10 protein-coding genes are annotated in these 18,686 nt (G+C 71.1%); 6 read left to right on the top strand and 4 right to left on the bottom strand.

Features of this window, described 5'->3' with window-relative positions:
- Nucleotide 1: 1 nt before the first annotated feature.
- Together NAEX_RS06670 and NAEX_RS06675 are read right to left on the bottom strand one after the other, a co-directional pair.
- A complete protein-coding gene (locus tag NAEX_RS06670) occupies nt 2–3,232 on the bottom strand; it encodes an efflux RND transporter permease subunit (RefSeq protein ID WP_211302361.1) in 3,231 nt (1,076 codons plus the stop codon).
- 33 nt (nt 3,233–3,265) lie between these two features.
- The gene (locus NAEX_RS06675) at nt 3,266–4,519 is read right to left on the bottom strand and encodes an efflux RND transporter periplasmic adaptor subunit (RefSeq protein WP_096326679.1); all 1,254 of its coding nucleotides are present in this window, start codon (nt 4,517–4,519) and stop codon (nt 3,266–3,268) included.
- A gap of 245 nt (nt 4,520–4,764) precedes the next feature.
- On the opposite strand from NAEX_RS06675, the gene NAEX_RS06680 reads away from it, so the two are divergent.
- Together NAEX_RS06680 and NAEX_RS06685 are read left to right on the top strand one after the other, a co-directional pair.
- A complete protein-coding gene (locus NAEX_RS06680) occupies nt 4,765–6,489 on the top strand; it encodes a serine/threonine-protein kinase (RefSeq protein WP_096326680.1) in 1,725 nt (574 codons plus the stop codon).
- Between the two features lie 8 nt (nt 6,490–6,497).
- Nucleotides 6,498–8,531 carry a carotenoid oxygenase family protein gene (locus tag NAEX_RS06685; RefSeq protein ID WP_096326681.1) on the top strand — a complete coding sequence of 678 codons (2,034 nt, stop codon included), beginning with the start codon at nt 6,498–6,500 and terminating at the stop codon, nt 8,529–8,531.
- A 53-nt stretch (nt 8,532–8,584) separates the two neighbouring features.
- On the opposite strand, the gene NAEX_RS06690 is transcribed toward NAEX_RS06685, so the two are convergent.
- The gene (locus NAEX_RS06690; RefSeq protein ID WP_096326682.1) at nt 8,585–9,433 is read right to left on the bottom strand and encodes a LysR family transcriptional regulator; all 849 of its coding nucleotides are present in this window, start codon (nt 9,431–9,433) and stop codon (nt 8,585–8,587) included.
- A gap of 93 nt (nt 9,434–9,526) precedes the next feature.
- Here NAEX_RS06690 and NAEX_RS06695 point away from each other — a divergent pair, with 93 nt between their 5' ends.
- Nucleotides 9,527–10,747, top strand: coding sequence for an MBL fold metallo-hydrolase (locus NAEX_RS06695; protein WP_096326683.1), 1,221 nt, complete (start codon nt 9,527–9,529; stop codon nt 10,745–10,747).
- Between the two features lie 143 nt (nt 10,748–10,890).
- Complete coding sequence (locus tag NAEX_RS06700) at nt 10,891–11,598, top strand: hypothetical protein (protein WP_096326684.1); 708 nt, start codon at nt 10,891–10,893, stop codon at nt 11,596–11,598.
- A gap of 78 nt (nt 11,599–11,676) precedes the next feature.
- Here NAEX_RS06700 and NAEX_RS06705 read toward each other — a convergent pair whose 3' ends face one another.
- Complete coding sequence (locus NAEX_RS06705) at nt 11,677–13,935, bottom strand: ATP-binding protein (RefSeq protein ID WP_170135514.1); 2,259 nt, start codon at nt 13,933–13,935, stop codon at nt 11,677–11,679.
- A gap of 600 nt (nt 13,936–14,535) precedes the next feature.
- Between NAEX_RS06705 and NAEX_RS06710 the strand changes: the two genes are divergently transcribed.
- Together NAEX_RS06710 and NAEX_RS06715 are read left to right on the top strand one after the other, a co-directional pair.
- Nucleotides 14,536–16,953, top strand: a complete 2,418-nt coding sequence (locus NAEX_RS06710; protein ID WP_096326686.1) for a hypothetical protein — start codon at nt 14,536–14,538, stop codon at nt 16,951–16,953.
- A 429-nt stretch (nt 16,954–17,382) separates the two neighbouring features.
- Nucleotides 17,383–18,510 (top strand): hypothetical protein, encoded by a 1,128-nt coding sequence (locus NAEX_RS06715; RefSeq protein WP_096326687.1) that lies wholly within the window; start codon nt 17,383–17,385, stop codon nt 18,508–18,510.
- Nucleotides 18,511–18,686: the final 176 nt, after the last annotated feature.

Consider the following 18,686-nt stretch of genomic DNA (forward strand, 5'->3'; position numbering starts at 1 on the left):
TTCACACGTCGAGCGGGTAGTTCTCGAGCGACTCGGGGGCGCGCGGCGGCGGGGGCTTTTTGCCCTTCACCAGGTCCCACCACGCGCGCAGGCCCCGGCGCAGGTCCTCGACCGCGAGGTACAGCGCGGGCACGAGGATCAGCGTGATCGCGGTCGCGAACATCACGCCGAAGCCGAGGCTGATCGCCATCGGGATGAGGAAGCGGGCCTGCACCGACGGCTCCAGGATCATCGGCATGAGGCCGAAGAAGGTCGTGACCGACGTCAGCAGGATCGGCCGGAACCGGCGCACGCCGGCGGCGACGACCGCGTCGAAGTGGCTGAGGGCGCGGGTGCGGCGGAACTCGTTGGTCGCGTCGATGAGCACCAGGGAGTCGTTCACGACCACGCCGGACAGCGCCACCATGCCCATCATGCTCATCATGCTCAGCTCGTAGCCGAGCAGGATGTGGCCGCCGATCGCCCCGACCAGGCCGAACGGGATCGCCGCCATGACGATGAGCGGCTGCACGTAGCTGCGGAACGGGATCGCCAGCAGGGCGTAGATCGCCAGCAGGGCCATCAGCGCGCCGGTCTTCAGGCTGCCGAACGACTCGGCCTGCTCGCGGTTCTCGCCGCCCATCTGCCACGACAGGCCGGGGTACTTGTCCGGCAGCCCGTCGAGCAGCTCGGCCTTCAGCTTGCCGTTGACCATCCCCGGCGTGGCCTCGCCCTCGCGCAGCTCGGCGGTGACGTGGACGATGCGCTTGCCGTCGGCGCGCTCGATCGACGGCCAGCTGCGGCCGCGCTCGATCACCGCCGCCTCGTGGAGCGGCACCTCGCCGCCCTGAGGCGTGCGGATCAGCAGCTCCTCGATGTCGTGCTCGCTGCGCCGCTCCTCGAGCGGCAGGCGGGCGATCACCCGCACCTCGTCGCGGCCGTCCTGCTGGCGCAGCGCCTCGGCGCCGTAGAACGCCCCGCGGACCTGGCGGGCGATGTCCGTCGACGTCAGCCCGAGCGTGCGCGCCTCGGGCGTCAGCGTCAGGTCGAGCTGCGGCTTGCCGAGCGCGACCCCGTTCTCGACGTCGTGCACGCCGGCGTAGCCGCGCAGCACCGCGGTGACCTCGTCGGCCGCCCGCTCGAGCACGTCCTCGTCGGCGTGGCTGAGCTCGACGTCGACCGGCTTGCCGGCGCTCGGGCCCATGTTGGCGCTGAAGTTGATCGTCTTGGCCTCGGGCACCGGCCCGACGCGTTTGCGCCACTCGGCCGCGAAGTCGCCGGTCTTGAAGTCGCGCAGGTCGCTGGGGACGAAGAACACGCGGACGTTGGCGACGTGCCCGCCCGAGCCCCCGCTGCCGCCGCCGGGGCCCATCACCGGCCCGCGCGAGCCGACCTGGGCGAACAGCCCGCGCAGCACCGGGTCGCCGCCGTACTCCTTCACCACCTCCTGGGCGGTGCGGACCAGCCGCTCCTGCACGCGGCGGGTCTGCTCGACCGACGAGCCGTACGGCAGCTCGACCGCGGCGGTGACGACGTCGCCCTCGATGCCGGGCAGGAAGCGGAACCCGATCAGGCCCGACGCGACGTAGGTCAGCGTCAGCACCAGCGTGGCGAAGCCGAGCGTCAGGGTGAAGTAGCGGAACCGCAGCGCCGCGCGGGCGATCGGCGCGTAGACCTTCTCGATGAAGCGGTCGAGGCCGACCACGAAGCGCTGCTGGAACCTGAAGATCGCGCCGTAGATCCCGCCCTGAGGCCTGCTGAGGTGGCCGAGGTGCGCCGGCAGGATGAACAGCGACTCGACCAGCGAGAACAGCAGGACCGAGATCACGATGACCGGGATCACGCTCATGAACTTGCCCATGAACCCGGGCAGGAAGAACAGCGGCGTGAACGCGGCGACCGTGGTGAGCACCGAGAACACCACCGGGATGCCGACCTCGCGCGAGCCGGCGATCGCCGCGTCGATGTACGACTCGCCGCGCTGGGCCCGCTCGAAGATGTTCTCGCCGACCACGATCGCGTCGTCGACGACCATGCCGAGCACGACGATGAAGGCGAACAGCGAGATCATGTTCACCGACACCCCGAGCATCGGCATCAGGAACAGCGCGCCGAGGAACGACGTCGGGATGCCCCACGCGACCCACAGCGCGACGCGGATCTCGAGGAACAAACTCAGGCACAGCACCACCAGGATGAGCCCGGTCTGCGCGTTGCGCATCAGCAGGTCCATGCGCTGGGCGTAGATCTCGGACATGTCCTGCCACTGGGCGATCTTCACGCCCTCGGGCAGCTGGGCCTCGAACTTGGCCGTCAGCTCGCGCACCGCCTCGGCGACCGCGAGCGGCTTCTGCGAGCCGATCCGGTACACGCGGATCATCACCGCCGACATGCCGCCGAAGCTGGCCGACTCGTCGGTCTCGGCGAACGTCTCGCGCACGCGGGCGATGTCGCCGAGGCGGACCTCGGTGCCGGCGGGGCCGGTGACCACCGGGATCTCGGAGAACCCGCGCTCGTCCTCGCGGCGCTCGTCGGTGCGGACCAGGACCTCGCCGGTGGCCGTCTTGACCCCGCCGCCGGGCAGCTGCAGCGACGTCTGGCTGACCTTCTGGGCGATCTGCTCGAGCGTCAGGTTGTGCACCCGCAGCTGCTCGCGCGGGACCTCGATCGAGATCTCTTTCTTCGGCGCGCCGGCGAGGTCGGCCTGGGTGATCCGCGGGTCGGAGAGATAGACGTCGCGGGCCTGCTCGGCGATCTTGCGCAGCACCCGCAGGTCCTGCGCGCCGTAGACGACCATCGAGATCACCTCGGAGCGATTCGTGACCAGGCTGACGACCGGGCGCTCGGCGTCCTTCGGCAGCGACGTGATGCGGTCGACCGCGCTCTTCACGTCGGCGAGCACCTTCTCGTCGTCGGCGTCGATCGTCAGCTCCGCGTTGATGCGCGCCGAGCCCTCCGACGCGGTCGCGACCACGCGCTTGACCCCGTCGATGCCCCGGACCGCCTCCTCGACCGCGAGGACGATGCCCTGCTCGACCTCGGCCGGGCTGGCGCCGGGGTACGGCACGGTGATCGAGACCATGTCGAGCTCGGTCTCGGGGAACACCTCCTGCTTGACGCGCCCGGCCATCAGCAGGCCGCCGACGATCAGGAGGATCATCAGCAGGTTGGCGGCGACCGGGTTCTTCGCCATCCACGCGATCGCGCCGCTGCCTGCCACCATGCCGGACGAACCTGACGAATTCGAGTCCATGGCGCTCCTCGCTGCGTCCGCAGTGTCTCGGGTCTAGAGCTTCTTCGCCGGGGGTTGGTTCGCCGCGATCAGCTCCGGCGCGTCGCCCTCGATCGTCACTTGCATGCCCTCGGTCGGGGTCGCCAGCGGCGTGGTCACGATCGCCTCGCCGGCCGCCAGCCCGCGCGCCAGCACGGTGGTCGCCGAGCGCCACACCACCTCGACGGTCCGCAGGGTCAGCTTGCCGTCGATCACCAGCCACACCTTGTCGTCGTCGACCAGCGCCACCCGCGGGACCTCGGTGGTGTCGGCCAGCGGCTGGCCGGCCAGCTCGACCCGCACCGAGCTGCCGAGCAGCAGCGGCAGCCGCGGCGACGGGGCGGCCGCGGCCGGGGCGTCGCTGACCTTCGGGACCTGTCCGTAGAGACCTGTCCCGAGCGGATCGGGGACCGCCACCAGCAGGCGGGCCATGCGGCCGCGGGCGTCGACCTGGCCGAGCAGGCGCTCGACGTAGCCGTCGCGCTCGATGACCACGCCGGCGCCGGCGTCGTGGATCACCTTGGCCGGCGAGCCGCGGTGGGCCGTGCTGTTGACGCCGGGGATCTCCAGGTGGACGAGCTGCGACACGGGCACGGCGATCTCGACCCAGTAGCGGTCGATCGCCACCAGCGTCGCCAGCTGCGTCTGCGTCGTGACCACCTGTCCGAGCTCGACCGACGCCTCGGTGACCATCGCGTCGAACGGCGCGCGGACCATCGTCCGCCCGAGGTCGCGCTTGGCCCGGCCGAACTGCTCGCGGGCGGCTTCGACGTTGGCCTGGGCGCTGCGCACGTGGACGTCCCGCAGCGCGAACTCGCGCGCGTGTTCGCTCAGCGCGTCGACGCGGCCCTGCCACTCGTATTCGGCGACCGACTTGCGCCCGCGCTCGTCGGCGAGGGCGACCGAGGCTTGCTCGAGCGCGGCCCGCTGCGACGCGACCTGGGCCGACACGTCGCGGGCGTCGATGCGGATCAGCGGGTCGCCGCGGCGGAGCAGGCCGCCCGGGGCGAGGCCGTCGCTGCGCTCGATGACGCGGCCGTTGACCTCCGAGGTGACGCGCAGCTGGTGGACCGGCTTGACCTCGCCGAGCCCGCGGACGGTGACCGGATGCGCCCCGGGCTGCGCCCGTTGCACGACCACCGGCACCGAGCGGCGCTCGCTGGTCACCGCCTTGACCTCGGGCTTCATGCCTCGGATGACGCGCATCATCACGAGCGCAGCGACGATGACGATGACGATCAGGACACCTTGAGCCAGCGCTCGCTTCATCGTCGGGGGGCTCCCTTTGCCCGCCGGGCATAGCGCGGGCGCCTCCGGAAGTACATCGTTTCCGAAAAGCCGGTGACGTCGGAAACCTCCGGTCCCGGCGGCGAAACCGGCGCCGTGTCCGGCGGACGCCTTCGCGTGGGCACCGGGGGTTTTCTCTTGCGACCGCGGGACGATCTCGCGCCGCCCGGCGTCGCGCTGCGGTAGTCTCGGCGAGCACGCCGAGGGGTCGGGCTCGGGCGACGGACATGACGCGAGACCACGGCGACAACAAGCGCGGCCCCCTCGCCCCGGGGACTCAGTCCCAGCCCGGCGACTGGCGCGACAGCTACGCGGCCGCCTTCCCCGGCAGCTCGGCCGACGAAGTCACCGTCGACACGCTGGCCAACATGTCGGCGCTGCCGGACTCGTCGCACGGCCCCGACACCAACGCCGAGGACGAGCTGTCCGAGCCGACGCGGCGGCCGGGCTACCTCGGCGAGTCGGCGCGGATCGGCAAGTACGCCGTCCTGCGCCAGCTCGGCGAGGGCGGCATGGGGGTCGTCTACTCGGCCTACGACGAGGAGCTCGACCGCCGCGTCGCCCTCAAGCTGATCCGCCCCGGCCGCGACAACAGCCCGGCCAACCAGGCGCGCATGCAGCGAGAGGCGCGCGCGATGGCCCGGATGTCGCATCCCAACGTCGTTCAGGTCTACGAGGTCGGCCGCTGGGAGCAGCAGGTCTACCTCGCCATGGAGTTCGTGCAGGGCCGCACGCTCGGCAGCTGGCTCAAGGCCCAGCCGCGCACCTGGCAGCAGGTCCTCGACGTGATGGTGCAAGCAGGCCGTGGTCTGTCGGCCGCGCACCAGGCCGACATCGTCCACGGCGACTTCAAGCCCGACAACATCCTCGTCGACGAGCACGGGCACGCGCGGGTGATGGACTTCGGCCTCGCGCGCGCGGCCCCGCGGACGGACCCGGACCTCAGCGCCTCCGGCCTGCGACGCGACGCCGCAGCGGCAGATCCCGGGGCGGCCACCAGCCGCGCCGGCCCGGCGAGCGGCGCCGTCGGGGCCGTCGACGCCGAGCCCGAGCACCGCCACACCTCCGAGCCCGACGACGGCGTGCCGCTGCCCGACCCGGGCCGCAGCCACGGCGGGCGGGTCGCCGGCACGCCGGCGTACATGGCGGCCGAGCAGCACGCCGGCCGCCAGCCCGACGTCCGCACCGACCAGTTCAGCTACGCCGTCACCCTCTACACCGCGCTCTACGGCCACCACCCGTTCGCCGGCGGCAGCCTGCTCGAGCTCGTGATCAACGTCAGCGACGGCAAGATCCGCCCGCCGCCGGCCGACTCGCCGGTGCCTCCGGGCGTCCACGCCGCGATCGTCCGCGCCCTCGACCGCGACCCCGAGTACCGCTTCCCCAGCATGAGCGACCTGCTCGACGCGCTGAACCGCGGCTCCGGCCGCGCCCGCGACCCCGAGTTCGACCTCTCGGTCGCCCGCCCGCAGCGGGTCATGCTGTCGATGATCATCCCCGCCAGCATCCTGGCGATCACGGTCGTCCTGATCGTGTACAGCCCGGAGGGCAGCCTTCTGCCCTCGCCGGCCAGCAACGCGATCGCCGGCGCCGTCATCAACGTGGTCCTGTTCGCCCTCATCTTCGCCTTCCGCGGCTCCTTCTTCAAGAACACGATCAACCGGCGCGTCATGGCCTGGCTGGTCGTCTCCTCGCTGGCGATGCTGGTCCACCGGACGGCCGCGGTCGTGCTCGGCACCCCCGTGGCGACCACCATGGTCAACGACCTCTTGATGCTCGGCGCCATCGCCACCATGGCGGGCATCGCCATCGAGCGCTGGATCTGGTACGCCGCGGGGGTCATGCTCGCCGGCGCCCTGCTCTGCGCCGCCTTCCCGGCGGTCTCCTCGCTGATCCTGGTCGGCTCGCTGGTGGCGGTGTTCCTCCTCGCCTTCCGCTTCTGGAGCCGTTAGTCCGCGCCATGTCCACCAGCGTCCAAAACTTCGCCGAGTTGGTCGAGCGAGGCCTCCTGCACGCCTACCACGGCGACGTCGTCGACCACGCCGCGCGCTACGCCGTGCGCACCGGACGTTACCCTTCGGACCTGTCCGGAAGGACATTCACCACCGTCTTCCCGTACCAGGCGATCCACGAGCACCACGAGCTCAACGTCAACCCGCACATGCTCACCGCCAGCGGGCGGCTGCTGATCCTCGACCTCGAGCCGCACCGCGACGGCGGCAACGTGTTCATCCGCGCCGCCACCCGCTTCATCGAGAACCAGAGCTGGCACCTGCGCAAGCTGGCCCCCGAGGCGTTCGTCCGCACCGACTTCGCCGAGTTCTCGTGGTTCGGCACCTCGAACCTCACCAACACCTCGCCGATCCCGACCTTCCCGGTCGGCGCCCACGACGGCAAGGCCGGGCGCCGCCTGCTCTTGTCGTACGACGCCGGCCGCCCGGTCGAGGTCTCGCCGAAGACGCTCGAGCACATCACCCCGGTCGGTCGGCCGGGCGACTACCACACCGCCGTCGGCAGCTCGTTCAGCCCGATGATCATGACCACCGGGCACCCGGTGTACGACCCCGACTTCGAGCCCGGCAAGCCGCGCCTCCTCTACACCAACATCGTCCCGCGGGTCGCCGACTTCGTCCACGTCAACCGGCCGATCCGCGCCGACCTGTACGTCACCACCTGGGACGGCGGCCCGGCCCCGCCGACCCCGCCGATGCGCGTCACCGTCGACGGCCAGGGCGTGATCCTCGGCCACGCCAGCGTCCACCAGATCTGCCTCACCCGCAATTACCTGGTGGTCTTCAACGCCAACCTCGTGCTCAACACCTCGTCGCTGGTCGAGCCGCTCACGCCGCTGCTCTGGAAGTGGCTGGTCGAGAGCCGCACGATCGAGGTCCCGCGCAACCTGCGGGTGCTCTACCGCTGGCTGCGGATCCGCCTGCGCGAGGCCACGCCCGACCACATCTGCCCGGTCTACTTCATCCACAAGGACGACATCCGCCGCGCCCTCAAGTCCGGCGCGCGCGAGCTGCCGGCGAGGCGCGTCGACCTCATGTGGGAGCTGACGCATGCGCTGACCGACTACGACGACGACGACGACGTCGTCACGATCTTCGCCCAGCACAACGTCGGCGCCGACCCGGCCGATCAGATGGAGGCGGGGGACCGGCTGATCGGCGGCGGCATCGTCCCCGACAGCCTGCTCGGCATGTTCTCGTCGGCGACCGACCTCAACCAGGTCCGCCGCCACGTCGTCGACCTGCGCCGCGGCACCGTCGAGACGCGCGCGTTCCCCCACCCCGACGACCGCGAGCACTTCCCGCTCGGCCTCAACCTCCTGCCGCCGCTGCAGATCTCGCCGTACCTGTCGGAGCACGACACGTCGGCGACGCCGAACCTGCTCCGCACGTGCCGGCGCCTCGACGCGACCTACTGGGTGGCCGGCGGCTGGCTGCCGCAGACGATGAGCGCGCGGGTGTTCGCCAACTTCCGCCGCGGCCGCCCCGACGACGCCTGGCCGCCGCGCCGCCTGGTCCCGGTGCCCGAGTTCATCGAGCGGATCTCCGACCCGAACAACACCGTCCGCTTCTACCGCCTCGACCACGAGATGCGGCTCGACAGCAGCTACGCCTTCGAGCCCGGGTGGTTCATGGCCGCGCCGATCTTCGTGCCGCGCCCGGGCAGCCAGAGCACCCGCGACGGCTACATCGTCGCGCTGGTGTGGGGCCCCGACCACCCCGACATGGAGATCTGGATCTGGGACGCGGCCCAGCCGCTCGACAACGGCCCGATCTGCACGCTCGGCCCCGGACCGCACGAGCAGGGCATCCGCCCGGGCTTCCCGCTCCACAGCGCGTGGGTCGACCGCGGCGGCATCGACGAGTGGGAGCGCCCGCCCTACGAGGTGCCGACGATCGAGATGCCGACGTACCTCAAGCTGCTCGAGCTCGGCACGATCGGCGCCGGGGTGCTGCGCCGGCTGTGGCAGCAGAGCCGCTGACCTGGCCCCGGGGACAGGTTTATTGCGAGCGGCGCTGCCGTCCTCGTGCCCGCTCAGCGCAGCACCTCGGCCAGCCACGAGAGCAGCGCGCGCACGCGGGGCACCCGCTGCTTCGAGCGGTGCACGACCATCCACAGGTCGCGCGGGGGCACGCCCTCGTCGCCGTCGGCGCCGATCTGCCAGGGCGCGACCTCGACGACGCCCTGCAGCCGGGCCGCGAAGCCGCGCGGCAGGATGGCCACCCCGAGCCCGGCCTCGACCGCGCGCCCGAGGGACTCGAAGTCCTCGACCGAAAGGCGCGCCGGCCGGCCGGCGAACACCCGCTCGGCGTGGCGCTGTTCGGGGATGTCCGCCAGCGAGCCGGCCAGCCCGAGCCACGGCACCGCGGGGTCGAGCGCCAGCGCCTCGGCGGCGAAGTACGCGTACGTCTCGGTCCGCAGCCGGCGCGCGACCAGCTCGCCGCGCTGCGGGCGGACCATGCGGAGCGCGACGTCGGCCTCGCCCGCGGCCAGGCTGCTGACCCGATTGGTCGCCAGCACGCGCAGGCGCAGCCGCGGGTGCGCGCGGTAGAACTCCGGCAGCCGCGGCGCCAGGCTCCACCGCAACAGCTCGCCGACGGTGCTCAGCGTGACCTCGCCGTGCAGCTCCGGCGTGTCCTCGAGCGCGGCCCGGGCCGCCAGCGCCGCGTCGACCATCGGCAGCACCGCCGCCAGCAGCGCCTGCCCCCGCTCGGTCAGCCGCAGCGGCGCCTCGCGCAGCACCAGCGGCGACCCGGCCGCCTCCTCCAACCGCGCCAGGTGGCGGCTGACGGTCGACTGGCTGACCCCGAGCGCCTTCGCGGCGGCCGTCAGGCTCCCGAGGCGCGCCAGAGCCTCGAACGTGCGCAGCAGCTCCCAGTCCATCGGGCCTCCATGCAAAAACGGATGACGGGCATCCTTGTATAGCAGTTTCCATCCGTTCCTGCGCCGCCTAGCTTTCCCGGCGAGACCACGCCGATGAAGTACCGCCACCTGCGCAACGCCACCGCCCTCCTCACGTACGGCGAGCACCGCCTGCTCGTCGACCCGATGCTCGCCGACGCCGGCGCGCTGCCCGGCTTCAAGTTCGGCGCCGGCCGGCGGCCCAACCCGCTCGTCCCGCTGCCGGCCGACGCGCCCGCCTGGCTCGACGCCGCCACCGGCGTGCTCGTCACCCACGAGCACCCCGACCACCTCGACGGCGCCGCGCTGCGGTGGATCCGCGCCCGCGGCCTGCCCGTGTGGTGCAGCCACGTCGATGCCGCCAGCCTGCGCCGCAAGGGGCTCGACGTCCGCGAGGTCCACGGCGGCGCGCTCGGCCTCGACGTCGAGGTCATCCCGGCCCGGCACGGCCGCGGCTGGCTCGCCTGGCTGATGGGTCCGGTGTCCGGCTATTACCTCGCGCACCCCGACGAGCCGAGCGTGTACCTGACCTCGGACGCGGTCCTCGCCGACGCGGTCTTCGAGGCCATCGACCGGCTGCGCCCCGACGTCGTCGTCGCCCCCGCCGGCGCCGCCGACATGGGCGTGGGCCGGATCTTGTTCTCCGTCGACGAGCTCGTCGCCCTGGTCCGCCGCGCCCCCGGGCGGGTCGTGCTCAACCACCTCGAGGCCCTCGATCACTGCCCCACCACCCGCGCCGGGCTGCGCGAACGGCTGCGCGCCGAAGGCCTGCTGGCCAGGGTCGACGTCCCCGAGGACGGCGAGGAGCTGCACTTGGCGCGCACCGACGACCGGCCCCGCCCCGCCCCCGCGTCGGCCCCGGCCCGCGCCCCGGCCTGCAGAAGTGGCTCACCGCGCACCTCGCCGCGACTTGACCCGCCCCGCGTCTGCCCAGGCCTGCGACGTCGGCTCACCGCGCGCCTCGACCGGACACGACTCAACACGAGATGTCTCTTGAGACATATGTATGGGTCATACGATTCATGCCAACGACGAGCAGCTGCTCCGCCAACTCCGACTGCTGCGCCGACCTCGAATTGCGACTCGGAGGCGAACACGTGCATGCGAGGCGAAAGCATGCAGCGCGGCGGCGCGTGCGAGCATCCCGCCGAATGCGGCGAGGGCCCATGCATCGACGGCAACTGCGCGATCATCCCTGGCCGAGCCGCTCGCGATCCGCCGCATGCGTCGTCCATCGCCGACGCCACGGCCGGCTTTCGGCCTCGACCCGCCTCCGCGCGGACGGGGGACCGGTAGGATCGTCACATGTGGGTTCATGGGCGCCATCAGCCGCATCGGTTCGAAGCACGGCGGGAAGTCACCGCCGCATCCGTCGTGGCATCCTCGTCTAGAATCACCGTCGCCGGGCCTGTCGAAGCTTCTGTCCCCCGAGGTCCCCCATGAGAAGACCCTTCCTGTGCGCACTGGTCGTCGCCGCCACCACCTCCGCGCTCGCCTGCGACGCGGTCATCGCGGCCCAGTCCAAGGGCCAGCCCGCCCCTGCGGAGGTCGACCAGCCCGCGGCGATGGCGGCCGTCCACGTCCAGGCCAACGTCGACGTCCAGCTCAAGCCCGAGGTGCTCGACCTCGAGACCGTCAACTACTTGATCAAGAAGGGCAAGGTCAAGGACGCCGAGGCGCTCGAGAAGCAGCTCAACAATCCCAAGGAGAAGCTGCACACCATCGACATCGACGGCGACGGCAAGCTCGACAAGATCCAGATCGTCGAGGTCAAGAAGCCGAACGACGAGATCGTGTTCGAGCTGCACGTGATCCCGTCGTCGAAGAAGGAGAAGGACAACACCCTGCTCGTCGCCTTCATCGACTTCGCGCCCGACAAGACGACGAACACCCTGGTCGTCAAGGCGACCTACGCGCCCTGCGTCATCGGCTACGACACGATCGTGTACGACTACAACGTCCCGATCGTCGTCCAGAACAACACGATCGTGGTCACCGGCGGTCCGGCGTTCTACGGCTGGCTGTTCGCGGTCCGTCCGGCCTATGTCGGCGTCATCGTCATCGACGCCCCGACCGTGCATATCCACAAGCACAAGCACAAGGGCAAGTGGAAGGGCAAGGGCAAGGGGAAGTGGGGCTGGCACTGAACGCGCGCGGGTCGCGTCGACGCTCCTCGGCGCCCTGGTCGCCGGCCTCGATTCGCGTCGGGATGACCGCGCGCGGCCTCAGGCCGCCGGCAGCGTGAACCTGAACGTGGTACCGCGGCCGACCTCGCTGTCGACCCACACGCGGCCGCCGTGGGCCTCGACGATGCCCTTCACGATGAACAGCCCGAGGCCGACGCCGCTCTGCCCGGTTCGCCTCGCCTGCCAGAAGCGGTCGAAAATCCAGGCGCGCTGCTCTTCCGGGATGCCGGCCCCGGTGTCTCGGACAAGGAACACGACCTCCTTCCCGTGCGGCTCGGCCGCGACCGAGATCGTGCCGCCCTGCGCGGTGAACTTGATCGCGTTGCCGACCAGGTTCGAGAGCACCTGAAAGATCCGCTCGGAATCCATGCAGGCGCGCAGATCGGCCGGCGCCGCGACCGGAGAGATGTCGATCCGCTTGCGCTCCGCGAGCGGGCGAAGGACCCCGATCGACTCGTCGAGGAATTGTTTCACGCCCTTTTCCTGCAGCGAGATCTGAAACCGACCGGACTCGATCTTGGCGACGTCGAGGAGTTCGCCGATCAGGTTACTCATGCTGGTCACCGAGCGCTGGATGCGGTCGAGCGCCGTCGTGACGCTCCCCTCCTCGGGCTGCGTTTCGGAGGCGCGAATGCTCTTGGCGATGACGGCACCGGACATCTGGATCACGCCGAGCGGGTTGCGCAGGTCGTGCGATACGACGGCGACGAGGTCGTCGCGCAGGCGGACGGCCCGGTTGGCGCGCTCGACTTGGCGTCCGAGATCGATCTCGAGCGCGCGGCGTCGCAGCTCTTCCACCGCCTCGAGCTCGCCGTCTCGCCACGGCGACGAGCTCTGCCGCACGACCTCTCTCCAGAGGGCGAACGAGCGGCGCGGGTGGAGCCGCGTCGCGCCGCCGGCCCCGAGCTCGACAGGTTTATTCGGATCGCCGCCCCAGTCCACCGTCTGCACGATCTCGGGGCGGAACCACAGCACGTAATGCGGGCGCGGCCGCGGCAGTCGCAGCGCAAGCAGGCCGCTCGCCACGTCGGCGAAGCGGGCGGCGTCGGGGAAAGCCTGCGGCAGCGACGCCGTGTGGAACACCGGTGCGTCGTTCGTCTCCCTCAGCCAGGCGACCACCTGCTCGATCGCTCCCGGCGGCGGTGTCTCCCCCACCGCCAAGCAGCCGGCGTCGGTGCAGATCGCCGCGCCGTGCGCCGAGACGAGCTCGAGCAACTCGGGGCCCCGCGCGGCGAGCCCGGCCAGCACGTCGTCCCCGGCACGACGCATCGCCTCCTCGAGGCCGAGGAGGAGGCCGTGCCACGCGTCGCGGATCCGGCGCTCCTCGAGCTCGGCCATGGCGGCGATCTGCAGCGACGCGACCCGGCCGAGCATTTCGCAAGCGCCTCGGACCACGTACGGCAGGTACCGCGGCCCGCAGTGGTGCCCGCAGCTGAGCAATCCCCACAGAGCGCCCCGATGCACCAGCGAGACGCTCATCGACGCGCTGAGCCCCATGTTCTGCATGTACTCGACGTGAACAGGCGAGACGCTGCGCAGGATCGAGTAGCTGAGGTCGAGCGGCGCCTCGGTGTCGGGTCGGAGCGCCGGCACGAGCGCGACTGGCCGGTAGCTGCTGTCCGGGATGATGCGCAACCAGTTGATCGTATACAGCCGCCGGGCCTGCCGGGGGATGTCCGAGGCGGGATAGCGGAGGCCCAAGTACGGCTCGAGGTCATCGCGGCGCGCCTCGGCGATCACCTCCCCGTGCCCCGCCTGGTCGAAGCGATACACCATGACGCGGTCAAAGCCGGTCAGGCGCTGCACCTCCTGCACGAGCACCTCGACGAGCGCATCGATCGTCCGTGCGGCTTCGATCCGCGCCAGGGCGCAGCCGAGCAGGTCGCGCAGCGACGGCTCCGGCTGGGTCGGATCGAACGGCTCGAGCTCGAGGAGGAGCACGCCCTGGTGGCGGTGCAGGAGACCGTCGAACGCGCGACCCGCTGCGATGATACGCAGCGGTCGCAGCTCACGCTCACGGACGACCTGTGTCGCGGAGCGCAACGCCGCGAGCGATTCGCCGTTCAAGAGTCGTGCGGCCGGGCAGCCGAGCAGCTCCTCGGGCGAGCTACCGAGGAAGGCGGAGGAGTTCGCGCTGATTTGCTGGACGACGAGTCCGGGCTCGGAAAGCACGAGCAGGAGCCCGAACGCCTGGATCGAACCGGGGGTGTGGATCGGCTCCCGGTCGCAGTCGGGAAAGTCGACCGCCCCGGAAGAAGGTGTCTCCGGAAGCGCTGAAAAGTTTGTCCCCACGTTCATGCCCCAGCCACCCGTTACTCTCTTACACTGGAGAGACCCTCCCTGCATCCCTCGTCACGTCCCCTGCCCGGCACCGCCCTCGCGCGGGGTTCTCGCCGCCGGCGCTGCGCGCGACCCCGCGGCGCTGGGCAGAGGTCGCCGAACTCGCCGCTGCCGCCGAGCCCGGCGGCCCGGACCGACGATCCGTCCGTCGCCCGCTCGCCTCCTTGTAACCTTCGCCACGGCGAACCACGACTCCCCGCTCTCAATACAAGTCTCGTCGCGACTCGTCGTCGACGACCCCCTCGCGCGGTGCGAGGAGGGCACGGAAGGCCCGATGATGCATGAGCGCGTCGACCCTGGCGGCGCGCGACGAATCTGCTGCTCTCGGCCCCACTTCGAGCCGACGAAGCTCGCTTCGCCTGGTGCGCAACGCCGATGGAGGCGCCCCGGACGACAGACAGCGGCGCGTCGACGCGTTCCAACGCGACAGGGCCCCGACGAAGATTTTTTCCACCTTGACCGCACTCGAGACACAGCTCCATTCGCGCACCGCAGCGCACCCCATCCACCGCATTCAGGCGCGTGACGCAAGCGGGTGACTCGATGTACCATCGCTTCATGGGTCACACCGTTCCTCCTCGAACCGCGAACGGACTGTGGGATCGAGTCCGCGAGAAGAAGATCGCGGCAACGCTCGGCCGCCCGCCCGACCCGCCTCCGGACCTGCAACTGATCCGCGTCAGCTGCGAGGTCGCTCCCGCCGCGCTGCGACCGCTCCTCGAGGCGCGTCGATTGACCGAGGCGATCCTCGGCGAGACGCGCCCGCGGCCGGAGCGGAGCAAGCTGCGAGCGCGGACGCTCTTCGGTGAGACGCCCGAGCGCGCCACCGAGGTCATCGTCGTCGAGCTGTGGAATCAGCTCGCCCAACAGAAGGGTGCGCGGTGGGTCGTCGTCTTCGACGCGGTGGAACACGCCGACAAGGCGACGCTGGCGGCGCTGACGCAGATCGTGCAGCGGGCCGAATGGATGCGACTGCCGCTGCTGCTGGTGTTTCACGGCGAGCCGAAGGAGGCCGCGGCCGAATTGCTCGCGGCCGTGCGCGGGCGCGACGCCGAGGCCGTGGTGCGGGGCGAGGCGCCGCGCCTCGGTGAGGCGCAGCGGATCGAGTGGAACGCGTTACCCGCGAAGACGCTCCGCGTGCTGCGAGCCGGGGCGTTGATCGGCCCGGGCTTCGAGCTCAGGATCCTCGCCGATCTGCTGGCGCTCGAGCCGCTCGAGGTGCTCGAGCAGCTCCAACACGCCGTGGATCTCGGCGTCCCGATCGAGGATCGCGGCGAGGGACGGTTCTCGTTGCCGACCTCCGCGCTCTCCGCCCTGTCCGCGTCGATCATACCGTCGCTCGCGCAAGCGTGGCACCGCCAGCTCGGGCGGCTGCTCGGCGGGCGCGCGGCGAAGGTGACCGCCCCGCCCCCGCCTCCGCCGAACGCGGCCAGGATCGCTACGATCCGACGGGAGAGGCTCGGCGATGCTCGCGTGGCGGACATCATCGACCTGTCCCACGAAGTCAGTGATCTGGTCGCCGAGACGGCCGACGACGCGTCGAGCGGCGCGCAGGCCGCCGCCGACAGCCCGCAAGCCGCGGAGGTCAGCCCGCCCGACCACGACGAGAGCGGATCGCCTGCCCCAAAGGACATCCAAGCTTCGGGGACGAGCACCGCGGCTCCGGCCCCGCACGCGCCTCCCAAAGCCGTGGTTCAGCGACGGACCGTGGTGGCAGCGCCGGCCCGAGGCACCGGGGCGCCGGTTCGCCCCCGGACGTTGCTCCTCGCCCCGGACGTCGACTTGCCGGCGCCGGCCGAGTGGAGCCCGTCCCCCAGGACCGGGGCGACCGAGCTCGAGGACCCGCTGGTCGACAAGGTGCGGGCCGCCGAGCACATGCGCCTCGCCGGCGACGCCGAGGCGGCCGCGGAGCACCTGTGCGAAGCAGCGCGCACGGCCGCGGAGATGGGAGCACCGCAGGTGGCGGCCCAGCACGTGAACGAGGTGCTCGAATTGCTCGCATCGCTGCCCATCGGCGCGTCCCGGCAGCGGCTCAAGGCGCGGGCGCTGCTCGAGCGCGGGCGGCTGCAGTGGCAGGCGGCGGGCTACGAACACGGCTTCACGCTGGCCCAGGCGCTGGTGTCGCTCGAGGCCGCGCGCGCCGAGCTCGGGTCGGATGTACCGGTCGACCTCGCCGTCGATCTGGCGCAGGCCCTGGCAGGCGTCTATTTCGAGCTGGGCGACCCGCATTCGCTCGCGCGGGCGCTCGCGGAGCTCGAGGAGGCGAGCCGAAAGTTGCAGGCCGCGAACGACACGATCGGAGCGGCGTGCCTGTTCAACGACCAGGCCGCCGTGCGCGTCCGGATGGGTGACGCCGCGAGCGCGCTGCAGCTGCTGCGCGCCTCTCGAGCGATCTTCGACGCGCGGGGTCAGGACGACCAGGTGGCGCTGCGCGAGCTCGCGGAGACGGAGCACCTGTTCGCCAAGCTGCCGCTCCATGCCCGGATGCGGCTCGGACGCGAGGAAGAGGGCTACGCGATCGGCCTCGAACACGCGCTCGCAGCAGAGCGCGCCTATCGCGAGCTCGACGATCCCCGCGAGCTCGCGCGCGTGTGGGAGACGATGGGTCGGCTCGAGTTGAAGCGCTGCCGCATCGAGGAGGCGAGGCAACAGCTCGAGGCCGCGTTCGACACGCAGACCCGGATCGGTGACCTGACCGGCCTGGCGCAGACGACGGAGCTGTTGTCGGAGGTGCTCGCCTGGTGCGGGCGCAACGACGAGGCGGTCACGATGCTCCGCGACTCCGTGGTGTTCAACCGCGACAAGGGATCGCCGCGCGGGCTGATCTCCAACCGCGAGGCGCTCACCGCCCTGTCGTCGCGCTTCGCAGCGCTGCCGAAGCACGCGGAAGGCCTCCGCGAGGTGGAGATCCTGCTCGCGGCCGGCGAACGCGAGCTCGGCGTGCCGTTACAGGCAGACGCTCGACGCCTGGCCTGAAGGCCAGCGCCTCGGGCGCTGCTCGCGGGGCGCCGCGGCGACCGCACCCGAGCTCGTGCGTTGGGTCGTGCGAGTGCAGCCGCATTCACGCATCGCGCAGGGTGCTCGGCAACTGCCAAATTCCGGCGCCCCGATCGGTCCGACCACGATCTGTAGACCATGCCTGCACGCATGCTCTCGCGCTCACGGTCCAGCTCGCTCGGGGCGAGCCCGACCGAGCCCAGCAACGAGACGGACCCGGCTGTGAGGATGACATGAGCACCGTCGTGACCACATTGCATGCACACGGTCGGACAGGCGCAGGAAAAAATCGTCGGCGACCTTGGAGGAACCTCTTGTTCGGTTGCCTAAGGGTCGCGAACGCCGTCGCGAGGGCTCGAGCTCGTGCGCTCGCCCCGACACGACGGTCGCTTCAAAGGACGCACGACAATGGCACATCACAATTGGAAGTTCGGGTTTGTCGCGCTCACGCTGCTGGGCTTCGCCTGCGACCAGGCGCGGTCCGGCGACATGCGCGCGCTCACCGAGGTCGCCCCGATGGATTCCGCCGAAGCGTGCGGCGAGGCATCGGTCGAGCTCATCGCCGGACAGAACATCGACGTCGGCGCGGTCACCGTCTACAACGACGAGACCACGGTCTGCGTCGCGTTCGCCACCGAAGGCGACTGGTACCTGACCGAGACTCACCTCGCCATCGCCACCGATCCCGCGGGCATCCCGCAGAAGAACGGAAACCCGATCCCCGGGCAATTCCCGCTCCATCACGAAGATCTGTGGACGCAGCACGACGCGTTCTGTGTGCTGCTCGCGGACATCGGCGCGGAGCCGGGCGACCCTCTGTACATTGCGACCCACGCCGCGGTCGCGCAGGAGATCGAGGGCGAGATCGTCGGCGGAGAGACCGCCTGGGGTCAGGGACACGACTTCCCCGGCAAGAACTGGGGCATGTACTTCGAGTACCTGCCTGCGACGTGTGACGGGGGCGATCCGTGCGGCTACCGCACGCAGACCCAGGGCGGGTGGGGCAACAGCTGCGAGGGCAACAACGCCGGCTGCTACCGCGACGCGCACTTCGATGCGGCGTTCCCTGACGGGCTCGTCGTCGGCTGCGGCGATCTGCACGCGACGCTCCTCGGCAGCGCCGCGGTCGAACGGGCGTTGCCGACCGGGGGCGAGCCGCGGGCGCTCCTGCCCGTGGAGGCCGTCTCCTACGACGGCTCCGACGCCGATCCGACCGTCGGCACCGTGCTCTTCGGCCAGGTCGTCGCGCTCAGCCTGAGCGTCGCCTTCGACGCGTTCGATGACTTCAAGCAGGTCGATACGCCGGTCCCGCTGGCCGATCTCGTGGTCGCCGACCCCGGGAGCCCCTGCGCCGGCATGAGCGTCGGCGAGGTGCTCGCGGCGGCCAACGCCGCGCTCGGCGGTTGCCCGGCGGCGCTCTCCGCCTCCGAGCTCAGCGATTGCGCGGCGAAGATCAACCAGGCGTACGTCGACGGCAAGGCCGAGGTCTGCAGCGACACCCTCGAGATTCCGACCCCGACCCCGATCCCCGGTTGATTGGGATGCCAGCCGTGGTCCGCGCGTCACCGTAGGACGACGCGCGGGTCACAAGCCGTGGTCTTCGCCTCCGCGAAGGGAAACTCCTGCTCGCGGCCGCAGACACTGCGCTCCGGAACATCCTTCGACCGGCCGCGGTCGAGTTTTTCCAGGCCGGCAACTTCAATGCGAGACGG

This window comes from Nannocystis exedens, assembly GCF_002343915.1.
GTDB classification, from domain to species: Bacteria; Myxococcota_A; Polyangia; order Nannocystales; family Nannocystaceae; genus Nannocystis; species Nannocystis exedens.